Source organism: Streptomyces sp. NPDC038135, assembly GCF_055601245.1.
Window position 1 is genome coordinate 496,618 of the sequence record NZ_JBVJXS010000007.1, and the last position, 14,604, is coordinate 511,221.

Genomic DNA, 14,604 nt, shown 5'->3' on the forward strand with positions numbered 1-14,604 from the left:
GACCGCACTCAGGTCAGCTCAGGCCCTCGATGGTGGTGCGGACCTTCGCGATGATCTCGGCGGGGACGGGCGCGTAGTCGATGCCCGAGAGGACCTTCTGGCCGTCCTCGCTCGCGATGTAGCGCAGGAACGCCTTGGTGGCGGGCAGGCTGTCGGCCTTGTTGCCCTTGTCGCAGACGATCTCGTACGTGACCAGGGTGATCGGGTAGGCACCCTCGGCCTTGGTCTTGTAGTCGAGCTGCAGCGACAGGTCCTTGCCGGTGCCGACGACCTTGGCGGCCGCGATGTCGGCGGTGGCGCTCTCGGTGCTCGGCGCGACCGGCTTGCTGGCGCCCGTGTCGATGGAGACGGCCTTGATGCCGTCCGAGACGTAGGACAGCTCGAAGTAGCCGATGGCGCCGGAGGTCTGCTTCACCTGCTGGGCCACGCCCGCGGACTGCGGAGCGGACTGGCCGCCCTTGGCCTGCCAGGCCTTGCCGCCGGAGTACTTCCAGTTGCCCGGGGTGGTGGCGATCAGGTACTTGGTGAAGTTGTCCGTGGTGCCGGACTCGTCCGAGCGGTGGAACGGCTGGATCTTGAGGTCGGGGAGCTTCGCCGAGGGGTTCAGCTTCTTGATCGCCGGGTCGTTCCAGTTGGTGATCTTGCTGTCGAAGATCTTGGCGAGGGTCGGCGCGTCCAGGACCAGGTTGTCCACACCCGGGACGTTGTAACCGAGGGCGATCGGGCCGCCGACCATCGGGAGGTCGATGCCCTGGCCGCCGGAGCAGACCTTCTTGGAGGCGGTGACCTCTTCCGGCTTCAGCGCGGAGTCGGAGCCGGCGAAGGCCACCTGGCCCTGCGTGAACGCCGTGACACCGGCGCCCGAGCCGCCGCCCTTGTAGTTGATCTGCACGCCGCAGGCCTGCGAGAAGCTCTTCACCCAGGCGTCGATCGCGTTCTTCTGCGCGGAGGAGCCGTCGGCGAGGAGCTGGCCCTTGGCGCCGTCGCACTTGATGGAGCTGGCGCTGGTCGACGACGAAGAACCGTCCGTCGTCTTCTTGCCCGTGTCGTCGGAGCCGCACGCCGTCAGGGCCAGGGCGCCGGAGACGGCGACAGCACCGAGCGAGAGGGCGCGGAGCCGGTTCTTGCGCTGAAGCTTCACTTTCGGGAGTTCCTTCCAGGAGCCGCCGCAGGGGGCGGCGTGCGAAGTCATCGAAGGTGCGTGAGCGCGTTCATGGCCGCCCCGAGCACCGCGTAAGGCCGAAATTAGGCAGAACAGGTGAAGCCGCCGATGGCCGGAAGTGAACGAGGGGTGAACCCCTGCCGTCGGCCCGGTGAGGTCACGGAATGCTCACGGGGAGAGCACGTGGAGGTTCCGACGTCCGTGTCGCGCGGACACGTATTCGGTGCTCTTCCTCGTGCGACGGGAACCCGTGTGCGCATGGCGTCGTCTCGTTCCAGGAGAGCCGAGGAAGGGCGACGGACATGGAACGGCGTACGTTCATCACGGGCGGCACGGCCGCGCTGGTCACCACCGCGCTGGCGGGCTGCAGCTCCGGCACGGACGCCTCCGCGCGATCCTCGGCGCGGTCATCGGCACGGTCCCTCTCATCGTCGGGTACCGCACTGAAGACCACCAGCCAGGCCGCCGCCGCGAACTGGGCGGCCCTCGCCCGCGACCTCGACGGCACCCTGGTGCGCCCCGGCGACGCGAGCTGGACGACGGCCCACCAGCTCTACAACACCCGCTTCGACGGGCTGAAACCCGCCGCCGTGGCCTACGTCTCGCACACCGCCGACATCCGCACGACGCTGGCGTACGCCAAGGCCCACGGCATACGCGTGTCGATACGCAACGGCGGACACTCCTACGCCGGCTACTCCTCCGGCGACGGCCGGCTCGTCCTCGACGTCTCCCGGCTGAACCGGATCCGGGTGAGCGGCGGCCAGGCGGTCGTCGGCGCCGGCTCCAAACTGATCGACGTCTACCGCGGGCTCGCCGCGAAGGGCGTGACCATACCCGCCGGCTCCTGCCCCACCGTCGGCGTCTCCGGCCTCGTCCTCGGCGGCGGCCACGGCGTCGCCTCCCGCGCGTACGGCCTGACCTGCGACAGCCTCACCCGGGCCACGCTCGTCACCGCCGACGGCACCCAGGTCACGGCCGACGCGAACCACCACTCCGACCTGTTCTGGGCGCTGCGCGGCGCGGGCAACGGCAACTTCGGCGTCGTCACCGAGCTGCAGTTCAGGACCCATCCGGCGCCGCAGGCGGTGACGGCGTACCTGACGTGGCCCTGGTCCAAGGCGGCGGCGGTGGTCAAGGCCTGGCAGGAGTGGGGCCCGGCCCAGCCGGACGAGATCTGGTCCTCCCTGCACCTGGCCTGCTCACCGGGCCGGACCCCGACCGTCTCGGTGGCCTGCTTCTCCCTGGGCACCTACGGCGAGCTGCAGAACGCCGTGGACCGCCTCGCCCACAAGGCCGGCGCGAACGCCTCCTCCGTCTCGCTGCGCCGCCGGGGCTACGAGGAGGCCATGGAGATCTACGCCGGCTGCTCCTCCTTCTCCTCCGACGCCCAGTGCCACCTGCCCGGCTCGACCCCCGGCCGCTCCTCCCAGGGCAGGCTGGGCCGGGAGACCTACGCGGCCCGCTCCGACTTCTTCGACCGCTCCCTGTCCGCCGCGGGCATCCAGACCCTGCTCAGGCAGATCGGCTCCGTCCGCGGCGGCGCGGGCAGCATCGCGTTCACCGCGCTCGGCGGCGCGGTCAACCGGGTCTCCCCCACGGCGACGGCCTTCGTCCACCGCCGCTCCCGGATGCTGGCGCAGTACATCGCCTCCTGGGGCGCGGGCGCCTCGGGCGGCACGGCGCAGTCGTGGCTGACGTCGGCCCACCGGGCGATGGCGCCCCACGCCTCCGGCGCGGCCTACCAGAACTACACGGACCCCACCCTGACGAACTGGCGCAAGGCCTACTACGGGGACGCCGCGACGCGGCTGAGCGCCGTGAAGAAGCAGTACGACCCGGAGAGGTTCTTCTCCTACGCGCAGGGGCTGTAGCCGCTCAGGCCGCGAGATCCCGTTCCTCGGACTTCAGCGAGTCGCGGGAACCGGGGAGCAGGGCGTTCCTCTGCTCCCCCGCGGACCGGCTGCGCACCAGCCACCCCGCCCGCGGCGACCGCTCGACCGCCTTCGCCAGCGGCGTCAGCAGCGCCATGGCCGGCGGCGACAGCAGCAGCGCGACCGCCGTGCCCAGGGCGAATCCGCCGACGACGTCCGTCGGGTAGTGCACGCCCATGTAGACCCGGCAGAAACCCTCCAGCAGCGCCAAGCCGATGCCGGCCAGGCCGAAGCGGCGGTTGGCCACGAACAGCCCTACGCCCAGCGCCATCGTGATCGTCGCGTGGTCGCTGACGAACGAGAAGTCCGTCTTCCCGGAGACCAGCACGTCCAGGCCCTGATGGTCCACGAAGGGCCGGGGCCGCTCGACGAACCCCCGTATCGGCACGTTCACCAGGACCGCGATGCCGGCCGCCAGCGGGGCCCACACCAGCGCCGCGACGGAGGGCGCCGCGTCCTCGCCGCCCCGCCGCCGGACGGACCACCAGCACCACAGCACGAGCAGCACCATGGCGACCAGCAGCCCGTACTCACCCACGAACTCCATGACCCGGTCGAACCAGTGCGGCGCGTCCTTGGCCAGGCCATTGATGTCGTACAGCAGGCCGACGTCGGGGTTCGATCCGGATTCGGCGAGTACAGCCATGGTGCTGCGGCCCCTTCGTCGTAGTCCCGGACGCACCTCGTGTGCGTCGCTCCGGCTCCCCGTGGTTCGTAGATCCGCATCCGCTGCACTGCCGCACTGACGTCCGCTCGGCTACGTCAACAGGAACGCACGGTCCCCATCAATACGTTCCGCTCTCCACCGAATGATCACGCAGACGTTATCGAAGAGAGACTCATCTCCGCAGCTCAGGGGGCAGGTTCACGCTCGGTTCACACGTGGGTGGGGAGTGCTTTTGCGCCATCTTCGGTCACGCGGGTGGCGCCGAAGTAGTCGGGGGTGTCGACCGGGTCGAACCGGATCACGGCGCCCGTCCGCGGCGCGTCGATCATGTACCCGCCGCCGACGTAGATACCCACGTGCCGGATGGCCCGCGAGTCGGCGAGGTCGTCGGAGAAGAAGACCAGATCGCCCGGCATCAACTCGTCCCGCGAGGGGTGCGGACCGGCGTTGTACTGGTCGTTGGCGACCCGGGGCAGGGTGATGCCGACCTTCTCGTACGCGGCCTTGGTCAGACCCGAGCAGTCGAAGCGTCCTCCCTGGTCGGCGGTGCCGTTGCCGCCCCAGAGGTAGGGCGTGCCGAGCTTGCTCTGGGCGAAGGCGATGGCGCCCGCGGCCTGCCGGCTCGGGTCGAGCCGGGTGACCGGCGCGGCGAAGCTCTCCTCCAGGCTGCGGATGCGCTTGACGTAGTTCTGCGTCTCGCTGATGGCCGGCACCCCGCCCGACCTTATGACGCGGTAGGCGCCCGCGTTGTAGGCGGCGAGCATGTTGTCGGAGACGTTCCCGGGAACGTCCTTGACGTACTTGGCGAGTTCGCAGTCGTACGACGCGGCCGACGGAATCGCGTCATTCGGGTCCCAGATGTCGCGCTTGCCGTCGCCGTTGCCGTCGATGCCGTGGGTCGCCCAGGTGCTCGGGATGAACTGGGCGATGCCGCGCGCGTCCGCCGGACTGACGACGGTCGGGTTCCAGCCGCTCTCCTGGTAGAGCTGGGCGGCGAGCAGCGCCGGAGTCAGCGCGGGGCACAGGTTGCCCCACTGCTGCACCAGTTGCTTGTAGGCGGCCGGCACGGCGCCCTTGGCGAGTCCCCGGCTGCCCGAGGTCACCCCGTTGACGAGGTTCCCGGCGACGACGTACACCCCCACGACGAGCAGCATGACGAAGCCCATGCCGAGCCCGACCGCCGCCCCACCGAACACCCATACCTTCCGCACGGTCCAACTCTCCCCCATACCGGACCGGTTCCAGTCCTGATCCGCCTGAAGTGGCGTCATTTCACAGCGGAACGGCGCGGAACGGCGACGCGTGGAAGCCCGCGGATACGGCTGACGCGCCCTCAGGGACCGGCGACGGCCGCCGTGGCGTCCCGGTACAGCCCGGCCGCCTCGCCGCGCAGCACCACGCTGTACGAGACGTCGGCCGTGTCGCCGCCCTTCTCATGGCCGCCGAGCACCCCGACCACCCGCCCGTCGCCGTCGACCCACGGACTGCCGCTGGTGCCGGACGCGAAGTCGGGACACCGGACGCGCTGTTGGGTGCGGCCGCGCGGGCTGGGCCTGGTGGTGCAGCTGATCGGCGTCTCGCGGGAGTCCGGGTAGCCGAGGACCGTCACGGCGGCGGCGCCGGTGGGCGTCCCGGCGGTGAACCGGTTGGCCCCGACCACGTCCTCGATCTCCTTGCCGCCCACCGCCTCCAGGCGGGCGAAGGCCACGTCGCTGTCCTCGCTCTCGCCGTTCGCCCACCTGTCGGGCACGAACCTCTGCCGCACCTTCCACACCCCGTACGGCGCCTCGCCGTCCCGGTACCCCGGCGCGAACACCAGCTCGCCCTCGACGCCGCCCAGGCAGTGGGCCGCGGTGACGATCAGATCGCGCCGCGGGCTGTGCACCACCGAGGCGGTGCAGAAGTGGCCCCCGGCCGGCCTGCCGACCTGGTCCGCCCCGAACAGGGCGCCCACCCGGACGGCCTCCACCGTCGCCCCGGCCGTGACCGTGACCCCGTAGGCGCCGGGCCCGTCGCCGGCGGCGGCCACGGACGGGGAGGTCAGCGCGAGCAGCACCACAGCCCCGAGGAGCGCGGGCCGCGAGGGGACCGGGCGGCGCGCGGTGCGACAGATGCGCTTCATCAGGCCCCCACTCTCCGCCACGAGCCGAGAAAGCCGTCTTGACCACACCGAGCCACTTACCCGGGACCTCCCTGAGGGATCGAGGTACTCCGCGATCGCGTCAACCGTACTGTCCCGCCGCCACTCCCGCCTCCCGAGTCGTCACCCCCGGTCACCACCGCCCCGGCCGGCGCCCCCGGCAAACCCTGGTGCGCACCCGCCCGTATCCCGGGTACGGAAGGGGATGAGCGGCAGACACTTCCGGCACACCGGTCCCTCGAGCGACTCGGCGCCACAGCGGCGGCCTGCGCGGCCGCACTCGTCCTCGCGGCCTGCTCCGGCGGGAGCGGCGGCCGGGCGAGCGGCACGACGGCGGCCCACCCCGCGAGTCCATCGGCGGCCCCGGCGTGAAGGACGCCAGGACCGGCGACCTCCGGAGCGGCCGACAGGGCACCCTGACGGTGCACCTCAAGAAGGGCACGTACGACCTCTACTGCCCGGTCGACAACCACAAACAGCTCGGAATGGACCAGCGCATCAAGGTCGGCTGACCCGGCGTGAGAACATCGTATCGACGCCTCACCCGACCAGCCGTCAGGAACCGTGCGGGGTCGTAGAAGGGGTCAACGACGGAACCACGCGACAGGTTCCGCTCCGGCGTCGTTGCCCGGCGTGACCTGCCGTGATACACAGAGTGACGGTACGGGTCATCCGTGCAAAACCCGCGAGCCAATGACGTCAAGTCGACATACGACCGGGGCGTTGTCGGCGAGAATGGACGTGACCTCTGCACACCGCAGGGGGCTTGCGGAACTACCCACCAGGGGCGGTGACTTACATGCTCTTTGCGGCCGACAAGGGAGACATCAACACCATCATCGGCGGGATCGCTCCGGACTGGGGCCCCTTCGGCAGCCTGGGCAACGAGGCCAAGGTGATGATCGAGGTGGTCATGGCCGTGGCCATCCTGCTCTGCCTGGGCATCGCGGTCTGGGGTGCGGCCAAACAGCGGATCGGCGCGACGGCCCTGCGGGACACCTTCAGCGCGGAACAGGGCAAGGGCCTCATCATCGCCGGGCTCACCGGGGTGTTCATCATCGGATCGCTCGGCACACTGTTCACGATCGTGTACGGCATGGCGGTCTGACACCCCCTCCACCGCCGGGCCGGCCCGGTCGCCCCCTCCACCCCACCCACCCGTCGTGCCCACCGGCTGAGGTTGCGTTTCCCTGATGTCGAGTCACCACACCGCGCCCGCGCGGGAACCAGCACGGCTACCGTCGTACGCACACGACGTGGAGGGGGCCTACCCGGCATGAGTCCCGGAGACGAGCAGGGTTACACCGAGACGGGCCAGACCCGTACCCGCCTGCCCGGCGGCGACCCGTACGGCGGCGCGCCCCGCAGAACGGGCCGCTCCTCCTCCCGGGGCCTGGTCACGGTCGTCGGCGTGGTGGTCCTCCTCATCGCGGCGATCGCCTTCGCGAACCGGGGGGACGGTTCCTCGACCGACGGCTCCGCCGACAAGGGGGACCGCCCGAAGGCCGCGTCCACGGCGGCGAGCGGCACGAAGCCGGTCGACACGAAGTCCGCCAACATCCCCTCCGGCTTCGCCCACACGGAGCAGGGGGCGCAGAGCGCTGCCGCGAACTATGCGGTGGCGCTGGGGTCGGCGGAGATGTTCAACAAGAACGAGCGTGACTCCATCCTGCAGGCCATCATGACCCCTTCCGCGGTCACGAGCTCGAAGTCCGCGATGGACAAGGCGTACACGCCCGACTTCAGTCAGAGTCTCGGGCTCTACGCGGACGGCACGGCACCCAAGGGCTACACGTTCGTCTCGCGAACGAACCCGATCGGCACGAAGGTCACCGAGGCGACCGGAGACGCCGCCACGGTCGAGGTCTGGTGCAGCGGGCTCCTCGGCCTCGCCGGCGACAAGTCCACCAACCCGGTCACCAACAGCTGGTTCACCATCACGATGAAACTCGAGTGGACCGCCGGAGACTGGAAGATCATCACGCACTCCCAGCAGGAAGGCCCGGCGCCCGTCCCCGGCGACGACAAGGCCTCCAGCTCGGAAGACATCTCCAAGGCCGTCGACGAGTACGGAGGGTTCACCTATGCGCGCTAACCGCCGCGTACTCACCCTGGCCGCCGCCGTCACGGCCGTGCAAACGGCAGCGGTCCTCATGGCGACCCGCGCCTTCGCCGCGCCCTCACCCACGCCCACGCCGACGAAGAGCAACAACGCCTGCGACCTGATCCACGGAGCTGCCAAGCAGTTCTGCGAAAAGGACAGCGGCGGCTCCAAAAAAGGCCTCACCACCCCCGACAACCCCCTCACCTCCACCCTCGACCCCCTCTCCTCCCTCGGCAAGGGCTGTGCGGACGCCGCGTCGTGGACCATCGGCAAGCTCAGTGACGCCGTGAAGGAGACCGCCAACGTCGACTTCACCAACACCAAGTTCCTGCAGCAGTACGCCGTCGTCTTCGCCGCCTCCACGATCCTCACGCTGCTGCTGTGGCTGCTGGCCGTCGCCAAGCGGGCGGTGCGCGGCGTGCCGCTGACCACCGCCATCTCGGAGGCCGTCGGCTTCCTGTGGCTGACGGTGCTCGCCTCCGCCTTCACGCCGCTGATCCTCTACACCGTCGTCTCCGCGGCCGACGGCGTCACGGACGTCCTCGCCAAGGCCACCGGCGACCAGACCGACACCTTCTTCGGCACCTTCTCCGGCGCCCTCGACAAGGGCGACGACATCGGCGGCGGACCGATCATGCTGATCGTCGTCTCCCTGGTCAGCATCCTCGCCGCCGGCATCCTCTGGCTCGAGCTCGTCATCCGCGCCGCCCTGCTCTACGTCGGCGCCCTGCTCGGCACCGTCGTCTACGCCGGCCTCGTCGACAAGAACCTTTGGGGCCACGTACGGCGCTGGGCCGGGATCATGATCGCCGTCATCCTGGTCAAGCCCGTCATCGTCATCGTGCTAGGCCTCGCCGGCGCGCTGGCCGGCGACAACGGCCCCGACGCGTTCTCCGCCGTCGTCTCCGGGCTCGCCATCATCCTGCTCGCCATCTTCGCCAGCGCGATGATCTACCGCTTCGTCCCCGGCTTCGGCGACGAGATCGCCGGCTCCCGCAGCAACCGCATCATGCAGGGCGCCGAGGGCAAGGCCGCCGCGGTGATCAGCTCCCCGGCGACCCTCGTCGCCCAGGGCATCAAGACGCACAGCACCCGCGCCGACAACAACGGCTCGGGCGGCGGCGGCTCCACCGGCGCCCGCCCCGCCAACCCCGCCTCCGGCGGCGTCGCCGCCCACAGCGGCCGTACCGGACAGGGCGGCGGAGCAGTCCCCTCCGCCGCGCCCGCACCGCGCGCGCCCAGCCCGGTCAACACCCCGCACGCCGGCAGCACACGCAACAGCAGCAGCAACCGCTCAGGAGGTGAAGGGCGTTGACGACCGAGTCCCACATGTCCCATCCGGTCACGCCCCGCCGTACGTATCTGATCGGCCGCGCCCGGCCGAACGCGATCATCGGCCGGAACCGCGAGTCCGGCGAGATCGCGCTGATCGTCGCCGGCGCGTTCCTCGGCATGATGTGCGGCCTCCTCGTCCCCGTCCTGTCCCTGCGGATCGTGCTGCTGACCGGCTTCCCGCTGCTCGCGCTCGCCGCGGTCTACGTGCCGTACAAGCGCCGCACCTTCTACAAGTGGTTCGAGATCAACCGCTCGTACAAGCGCACCGTCAAGCGCGGCGCCACCTACCGCTCCGGCGTGGTCGAGGCCGGCACCCGGTTGGACGGGCGGGAGGTCGAGATCGGACCGCCGCCCGGCATCGGACGGATCACCTGGCTCGCCGCGCCGTTCGGGCCCGACGAGATCGCCGTACTGCTGCACGCCGACCGCAAGACCGTCACCGCCGCCATCGAGATCGAGGGCCCCGGCGTCGGCCTGCGCGACTCCGAGGACCAGGAGGCCCTCGTCGACCGCTTCGGCACACTGCTCAAGCACGTGGCCAACGGCGACGGCTTCGTCACCCGGCTCCAGATGCTCGCCCGCACCCTGCCCGCCGACCCCGACGCCCACGCCAAGGACGTCACGCTGCGCGGGGACGACAAGGCCCCCGAATGGCTGTCCCGGTCCTACGACCAGCTCCAGTCCATGGTGTCCACCAGCAGCGAGCAGCACCGCGCCTACCTCGTCGCCTGCATGCACTACGGCCGCGAACTGGCCGCCGAGGCGCACGCCATGGCCCGGGCCGTCCGCGCGCGCGGCGGCAAGGTCGACCGGGACGCCGGACTCGCCGTCGTCATGGCCCGCGAGCTGACCGACATCTGCTCCCGGCTGCAGGAGGCCGACATCCGCGTCCGCCAGCCCCTCGGGCAGGGCAGACTCGCCTCCCTCATCCACTCCATGTACGACCCGGACCACCCCATCGACCACATCCAGGCGATGACCCAGCGCAACGCCTGGCCGGCCGAACTGGACGCCATGGAGCCCACCTACCTCCAGGCCAAGACCCGCGAGTCCGCCACCCGCGCCCCCTGGTGCCACGCCACCGCCTGGGTGAAGGAGTGGCCGATGACCCCCGTCGGCGTCAACTTCCTCGCGCCCCTGCTCGTCCACACCCCGGACGTCATCCGAACGGTCGCCGTGACGATGGATCTCGAACCCACCGAGGTAGCCATCGAACGCATGCTGACCGAGAAGACCAACGACGAGGCCGAGGCCTCCCGGGCCGCCAAGATGAACCGCACCGTCGACCCGCGCGACATCGCCGCCCACAACCGTCTGGACCAGCGCGGAGAGGACCTGGCCAGCGGCGCGGCCGGCGTCAACCTGGTCGGCTACATCACCGTCTCCGCCCGGTCCCCGGAGGCCCTCAACCGCGACAAGCGGACCATAAGGGCCTCCGCGGGAAAGTCGTACCTGAAGCTGGAGTGGTGCGACCGCGAGCACCACCGGGCCTTCGTGAACACACTTCCCTTCGCCACCGGCATTCGAAGGTAGGGGCTGATGCGCTGATGCGGGATCCGCTGTCCGTCCTCACGGAAGCCTTCACGTCCTTCCTGTTCGGGAAGGTCGAGACGACCCGGCTGCCGGTGCGCACCTCCACGGGCCAGGCCCAGGCGGTCTACCTGCCCACCGCCGCCCCCGGCCTCGGTGACTCGGGCGTCATCATCGGCCGCGAGGTGTACTCCGGCAAGGGCTACATCTACGACCCCTTCCAGCTCTACGGCCAGCAGCTGCCGGCCCCCCACTGGCTCGTGCTCGGCGAGTCCGGCAACGGCAAGTCGGCCCTGGAGAAGACCTACGTCCTCAGGCAGCTCCGCTTCAAGGACCGCCAGGTCGTCGTCCTGGACGCCCAGGGCGAGGACGGCGTCGGCGAGTGGAACCTGATCGCGGAGGAGCTGGGGATAACTCCCATCCGCCTGGACCCGACCGCGGCCCTCAACCACGGCATCCGGCTGAACCCCCTGGACCCCTCGATCACCACGACGGGCCAGCTCGCGCTGCTCCGCACCATCATCGAGGTCGCGATGGGGCACGGCCTGGACGAGCGCTCCGGCTTCGCCCTCAAGGTCGCCCACTCCTTCGTCAACGAGTCCATCCTCGACCGCCAGCCCGTCCTCACCGACATCGTGGAGCAACTGCGGCATCCGGAGCCGGAGTCCGCGGAGGCGATGAACGTCGCCATAGACGACGTACGGGCCTGGGGCCTGGACGTCGCTCTGGTCCTGGACCGGCTGGTCGACGGTGACCTGCGGGGCATGTTCGACGGCCCGACCACGGTCGGCATCGACCTGGACGCCCCGCTGATCGTGTTCGACCTGTCCCACATCGACCGCAACTCCATCGCCATGCCCATCCTGATGGCGATCGTCGGCGTGTGGCTGGAGCACACCTGGATCCGCCCCGACCGCAAGAAGCGCATCTTCCTCGTGGAAGAGGCCTGGCACATCATCAACAGCCCGTTCGTGGCGCAGCTCTTCCAGCGGCTGCTGAAGTTCGGGCGGCGGCTCGGCCTGTCCTTCGTGGCGGTGGTCCACCACCTGTCCGACGTGGTGGACGGCGCGGCGGCGAAGGAGGCGGCGGCCATCCTGAAGATGGCGTCGACCAGGACCATCTACGCCCAGAAGGCCGACGAGGCGAGAGCGACGGGCCGGGTCCTCGGTCTGCCCCGCTGGGCGGTCGAGATCATCCCCTCCCTCACCCCGGGCATCGCCGTCTGGGACGTCAACGGCAACGTCCAGGTGGTCAAGCACCTCGTCACGGAGACCGAACGCCCGCTGGTCTTCACCGACCGCGCGATGACCGAGTCCTCCAGCGACCGGGCGGCCGACGACGCCCTGCGCGCCGCCGAACTGGAGGCCGAGCAGCGGGCGGCCGCCTTCGTGGAGCAGCACCTGGGCGACTCGGAATCGACGGTGGCGTAGGGGAGGGCAGGAGTGAGACCGGACGATCGCCGTGACACCCACCGGGAGGGTCAGGGCGGAATCCCCGACGGGCTGCTGATCGGCATACTCGCCTTCCTCCTCGGCATGACCGTGCTGGTGTGGACGGCCACCGGCCTGGCGGCCCTGTTCACCCACGGCGCCTGGCCGGCCGGCGTGACGTTCACCCGCACGGCCCCGGCCATGCGCCACCTCATCGCGCAGCCCCACGACCTGCCCGGCGCCTGGCCGGACACCCCGGCCGGACAGCTCTCCGGCTGGGGCCTGTTCTGGGGCCTGTTCATCGGCCAGCTGATGATCCTGCTCGTCCTCACCCTGTTCGTGATGGGCACGGTGGCGAGATGGCGGGCGGAGAAGGCACGGCGCGCCTCCGAACGAGGGGCGGCGCCCGCCGCGGTCACACCCGTCTCGGCCCCCGTTCCCGCGGTCGCACCAGTGCCTGTGGCGGCTTCCGTTCCCGAGGCGGCGCCCGAGCAGCGGCACGAGGTCCCCGTGCCGCGCACCGATCCCGCTCCACAGCCTGTGGAAAAACTCGTGGGTGCCGGCGCCCCGGCGGACGGCCGGGAGGCCGGCACCGAGAGCGGCGTCCGCGGCGTGCGTTACGGCACGCCGGCGACCCGGCACGGCACCGCCGTCCAGGCCGTCCAGGACGCCCCCGGCCCGGCCCTGGTGGTCACCTCGGACCCGGCGCTCTGGGCGGAGACCAAGGACGCCAGGACCAAGCTGGGCCCCGTCCACCTCTACGACCCCACCCACCTCTGCGACACCCCGGCCCGCCTCCACTGGTCCCCCACCAGCGGCTGCGAGGACAAGGAAACGGCGCTGAACCGGGCCACGGGCCTGCTCGGCCCCGTCCGGCCCACCGCCAAGCTCGACCAGGCCGTGGCCGACACCGCCACCACACTGCTGCGCAGCTATCTGCACGCCGCCGCGCTGGAGTCCCGCACCGTCCGCCACGTCCACCGCTGGGCGCAGGGCACCCAGGTCCAGGACGCCGTACGCACCCTCCGCACCCACACCAAGGCCGCCCCCGGCGCCGCGGGCGAGCTGGAGGCCGCGCTCACCGCGCATCCGGAACGACGCGACATGGCACAGGAGTTGATCAGCAGGGCGCTGTCCGCCCTCTCCACCGTCAACATCCGGGAAGCCTGCACCCCGAACCGAACCGATGCCCTCGCCCTGGATTCCTTCGTCCACGAAGGGGGCACGCTTTATGTGGTCGGTGAATCCATCGAGGACCCCAGGACCCATCCGGGTGCGATGCCCCTCCTGACGGCTCTCGTCTCGAGCGTGGTCGAGCACGGCCGGCGCATGGCCGAACGGTCATCCTCCGGTCGGCTCGACCCACCACTGACCCTGGTCCTGGACGACATCGCGGCCGTCGCGCCCATCCCCCAGCTCCCCGGGCTGCTCGCCGCCGGAACCGACCAGGGCATGCCCGCCCTCGCCCTGCTCCGCTCCCGCGAACAGGCAAGGGCCCGCTGGCCGCACCAGGACCTGCCGGCCTGACCCCCGTCCCTGGCCCTACGGACGCCCGGGTACGGACGCATCGAGGCCGATCACCGCTCCAGCACGAACTCCAGCTCCTCCTCGGACTCGTCCTTCGTGAACGACACGACCAGCCCGCTCGGCCCGAACCCGGCCTTGCGGTAGGCGCCCTGGGCCCGCGCGTTGTCCGCGTGCACGAACAGCCGCACCCGTTCGGCACTCTGCTGCCAGGCCCAGGAGACACCGGCGTCGAACAGCATCTTGATCAGTCCGTTGCCCCGGTGCTCCGGCCGGACGAACACCCCGACGACATGGCCCTGACGCCGCTCGACCGGGTACCCGGCCCAGTCCGTCGTCCCCGGCTGCTCGAGCAGCACGGTCACGGTGCCGGCCCAGTTTCCGTCGGGCGTCTCGGCGACGAACTGCTGTGCCGTGGACGACCCTGCACCGGAGCCGATCGCCCGTTCCTGGTAGAAGGAGTCCGGGCGGGCCAGGGCGTCCTCGTAGGTCTCCAGGAAGGCGATGTGCGCGACCGGGTCCCGCAGGGCGTCCAGGCGCAGTCGCTTCACGGCAGCCCACTCGTCGGGGCGTATGGCTCGGACGACGTAGTCGTCGCTGGTCGGGGTAGTCATGCAGCCACGGTAGTGGCGTCCGCCGGCGCCCTCACCCGATATACGGGGCAGACGGCGTCACGGCCTTCAGAAAAGGTCCGGAACGCAGAAAACCCCCGCATCTTTCGATGCGGGGGTTTTCCCAATAATTGTTCGGCGGCGTCCTACTCTCCCACAGGGTCCCC

Annotated in this window: 13 protein-coding genes; 8 read left to right on the forward strand and 5 right to left on the reverse strand. The window is 70.6% G+C overall.

Translation table 11 applies throughout. The annotated features are described in order from the left end of the window. Positions 1-13: 13 nt before the first annotated feature. Positions 14-1,141: a phosphate ABC transporter substrate-binding protein PstS gene (gene pstS, locus ACZ7JA_RS22710; RefSeq protein WP_351666172.1), complete on the reverse strand. Its 1,128-nt coding sequence runs from the start codon at positions 1,139-1,141 to the stop codon at positions 14-16. A 323-nt stretch (positions 1,142-1,464) separates the two neighbouring features. On the opposite strand from pstS, the gene ACZ7JA_RS22715 reads away from it, so the two are divergent. Then, entirely contained in the window at positions 1,465-3,036 is a 1,572-nt protein-coding gene (locus ACZ7JA_RS22715) for an FAD-binding oxidoreductase (protein ID WP_351666174.1), read from the forward strand. 4 nt (positions 3,037-3,040) lie between these two features. Here the strand turns inward: ACZ7JA_RS22715 and ACZ7JA_RS22720 are convergent, their stop codons facing one another. From ACZ7JA_RS22720 to ACZ7JA_RS22730, 3 genes are all read right to left on the reverse strand, one after another. Beyond that, positions 3,041-3,742 (reverse strand): phosphatase PAP2 family protein, encoded by a 702-nt coding sequence (locus tag ACZ7JA_RS22720; protein ID WP_389302842.1) that lies wholly within the window; start codon positions 3,740-3,742, stop codon positions 3,041-3,043. A gap of 230 nt (positions 3,743-3,972) precedes the next feature. Further along, the gene (locus ACZ7JA_RS22725) at positions 3,973-4,974 is read right to left on the reverse strand and encodes a C40 family peptidase (RefSeq protein ID WP_351666178.1); all 1,002 of its coding nucleotides are present in this window, start codon (positions 4,972-4,974) and stop codon (positions 3,973-3,975) included. Positions 4,975-5,096: 122 nt separating this feature from the next. Beyond that, positions 5,097-5,885, reverse strand: coding sequence for a trypsin-like serine peptidase (locus tag ACZ7JA_RS22730; RefSeq protein WP_470810025.1), 789 nt, complete (start codon positions 5,883-5,885; stop codon positions 5,097-5,099). Positions 5,886-6,271: 386 nt separating this feature from the next. On the opposite strand from ACZ7JA_RS22730, the gene ACZ7JA_RS22735 reads away from it, so the two are divergent. The 7 genes from ACZ7JA_RS22735 to ACZ7JA_RS22765 all read left to right on the forward strand — a co-directional run bounded on the left by ACZ7JA_RS22735 (position 6,272) and on the right by ACZ7JA_RS22765 (position 13,829). Continuing rightward, positions 6,272-6,415 (forward strand): hypothetical protein, encoded by a 144-nt coding sequence (locus tag ACZ7JA_RS22735; protein WP_389453230.1) that lies wholly within the window; start codon positions 6,272-6,274, stop codon positions 6,413-6,415. A gap of 287 nt (positions 6,416-6,702) precedes the next feature. Next, the gene (locus ACZ7JA_RS22740; protein ID WP_014673544.1) at positions 6,703-7,011 is read left to right on the forward strand and encodes a hypothetical protein; all 309 of its coding nucleotides are present in this window, start codon (positions 6,703-6,705) and stop codon (positions 7,009-7,011) included. Positions 7,012-7,179: 168 nt separating this feature from the next. Next, positions 7,180-7,998: a DUF8175 domain-containg protein gene (locus ACZ7JA_RS22745; RefSeq protein WP_351666183.1), complete on the forward strand. Its 819-nt coding sequence runs from the start codon at positions 7,180-7,182 to the stop codon at positions 7,996-7,998. Further along, positions 7,988-9,322: a hypothetical protein gene (locus tag ACZ7JA_RS22750; RefSeq protein WP_470810028.1), complete on the forward strand. Its 1,335-nt coding sequence runs from the start codon at positions 7,988-7,990 to the stop codon at positions 9,320-9,322. The genes ACZ7JA_RS22745 and ACZ7JA_RS22750 overlap by 11 nt, the downstream gene beginning before the upstream one ends. 14 nt (positions 9,323-9,336) lie before the next feature. Further along, complete coding sequence (locus ACZ7JA_RS22755) at positions 9,337-10,875, forward strand: SCO6880 family protein (protein ID WP_389303616.1); 1,539 nt, start codon at positions 9,337-9,339, stop codon at positions 10,873-10,875. A 14-nt stretch (positions 10,876-10,889) separates the two neighbouring features. Beyond that, the gene (locus tag ACZ7JA_RS22760) at positions 10,890-12,302 is read left to right on the forward strand and encodes an ATP-binding protein (protein ID WP_351666187.1); all 1,413 of its coding nucleotides are present in this window, start codon (positions 10,890-10,892) and stop codon (positions 12,300-12,302) included. 12 nt (positions 12,303-12,314) lie between these two features. Then, entirely contained in the window at positions 12,315-13,829 is a 1,515-nt protein-coding gene (locus tag ACZ7JA_RS22765; RefSeq protein ID WP_470810030.1) for a P-loop NTPase family protein, read from the forward strand. Positions 13,830-13,879: 50 nt separating this feature from the next. Here the strand turns inward: ACZ7JA_RS22765 and ACZ7JA_RS22770 are convergent, their stop codons facing one another. Beyond that, positions 13,880-14,440 (reverse strand): GNAT family N-acetyltransferase, encoded by a 561-nt coding sequence (locus tag ACZ7JA_RS22770; protein ID WP_470810032.1) that lies wholly within the window; start codon positions 14,438-14,440, stop codon positions 13,880-13,882. Positions 14,441-14,604 lie beyond the last annotated feature (164 nt).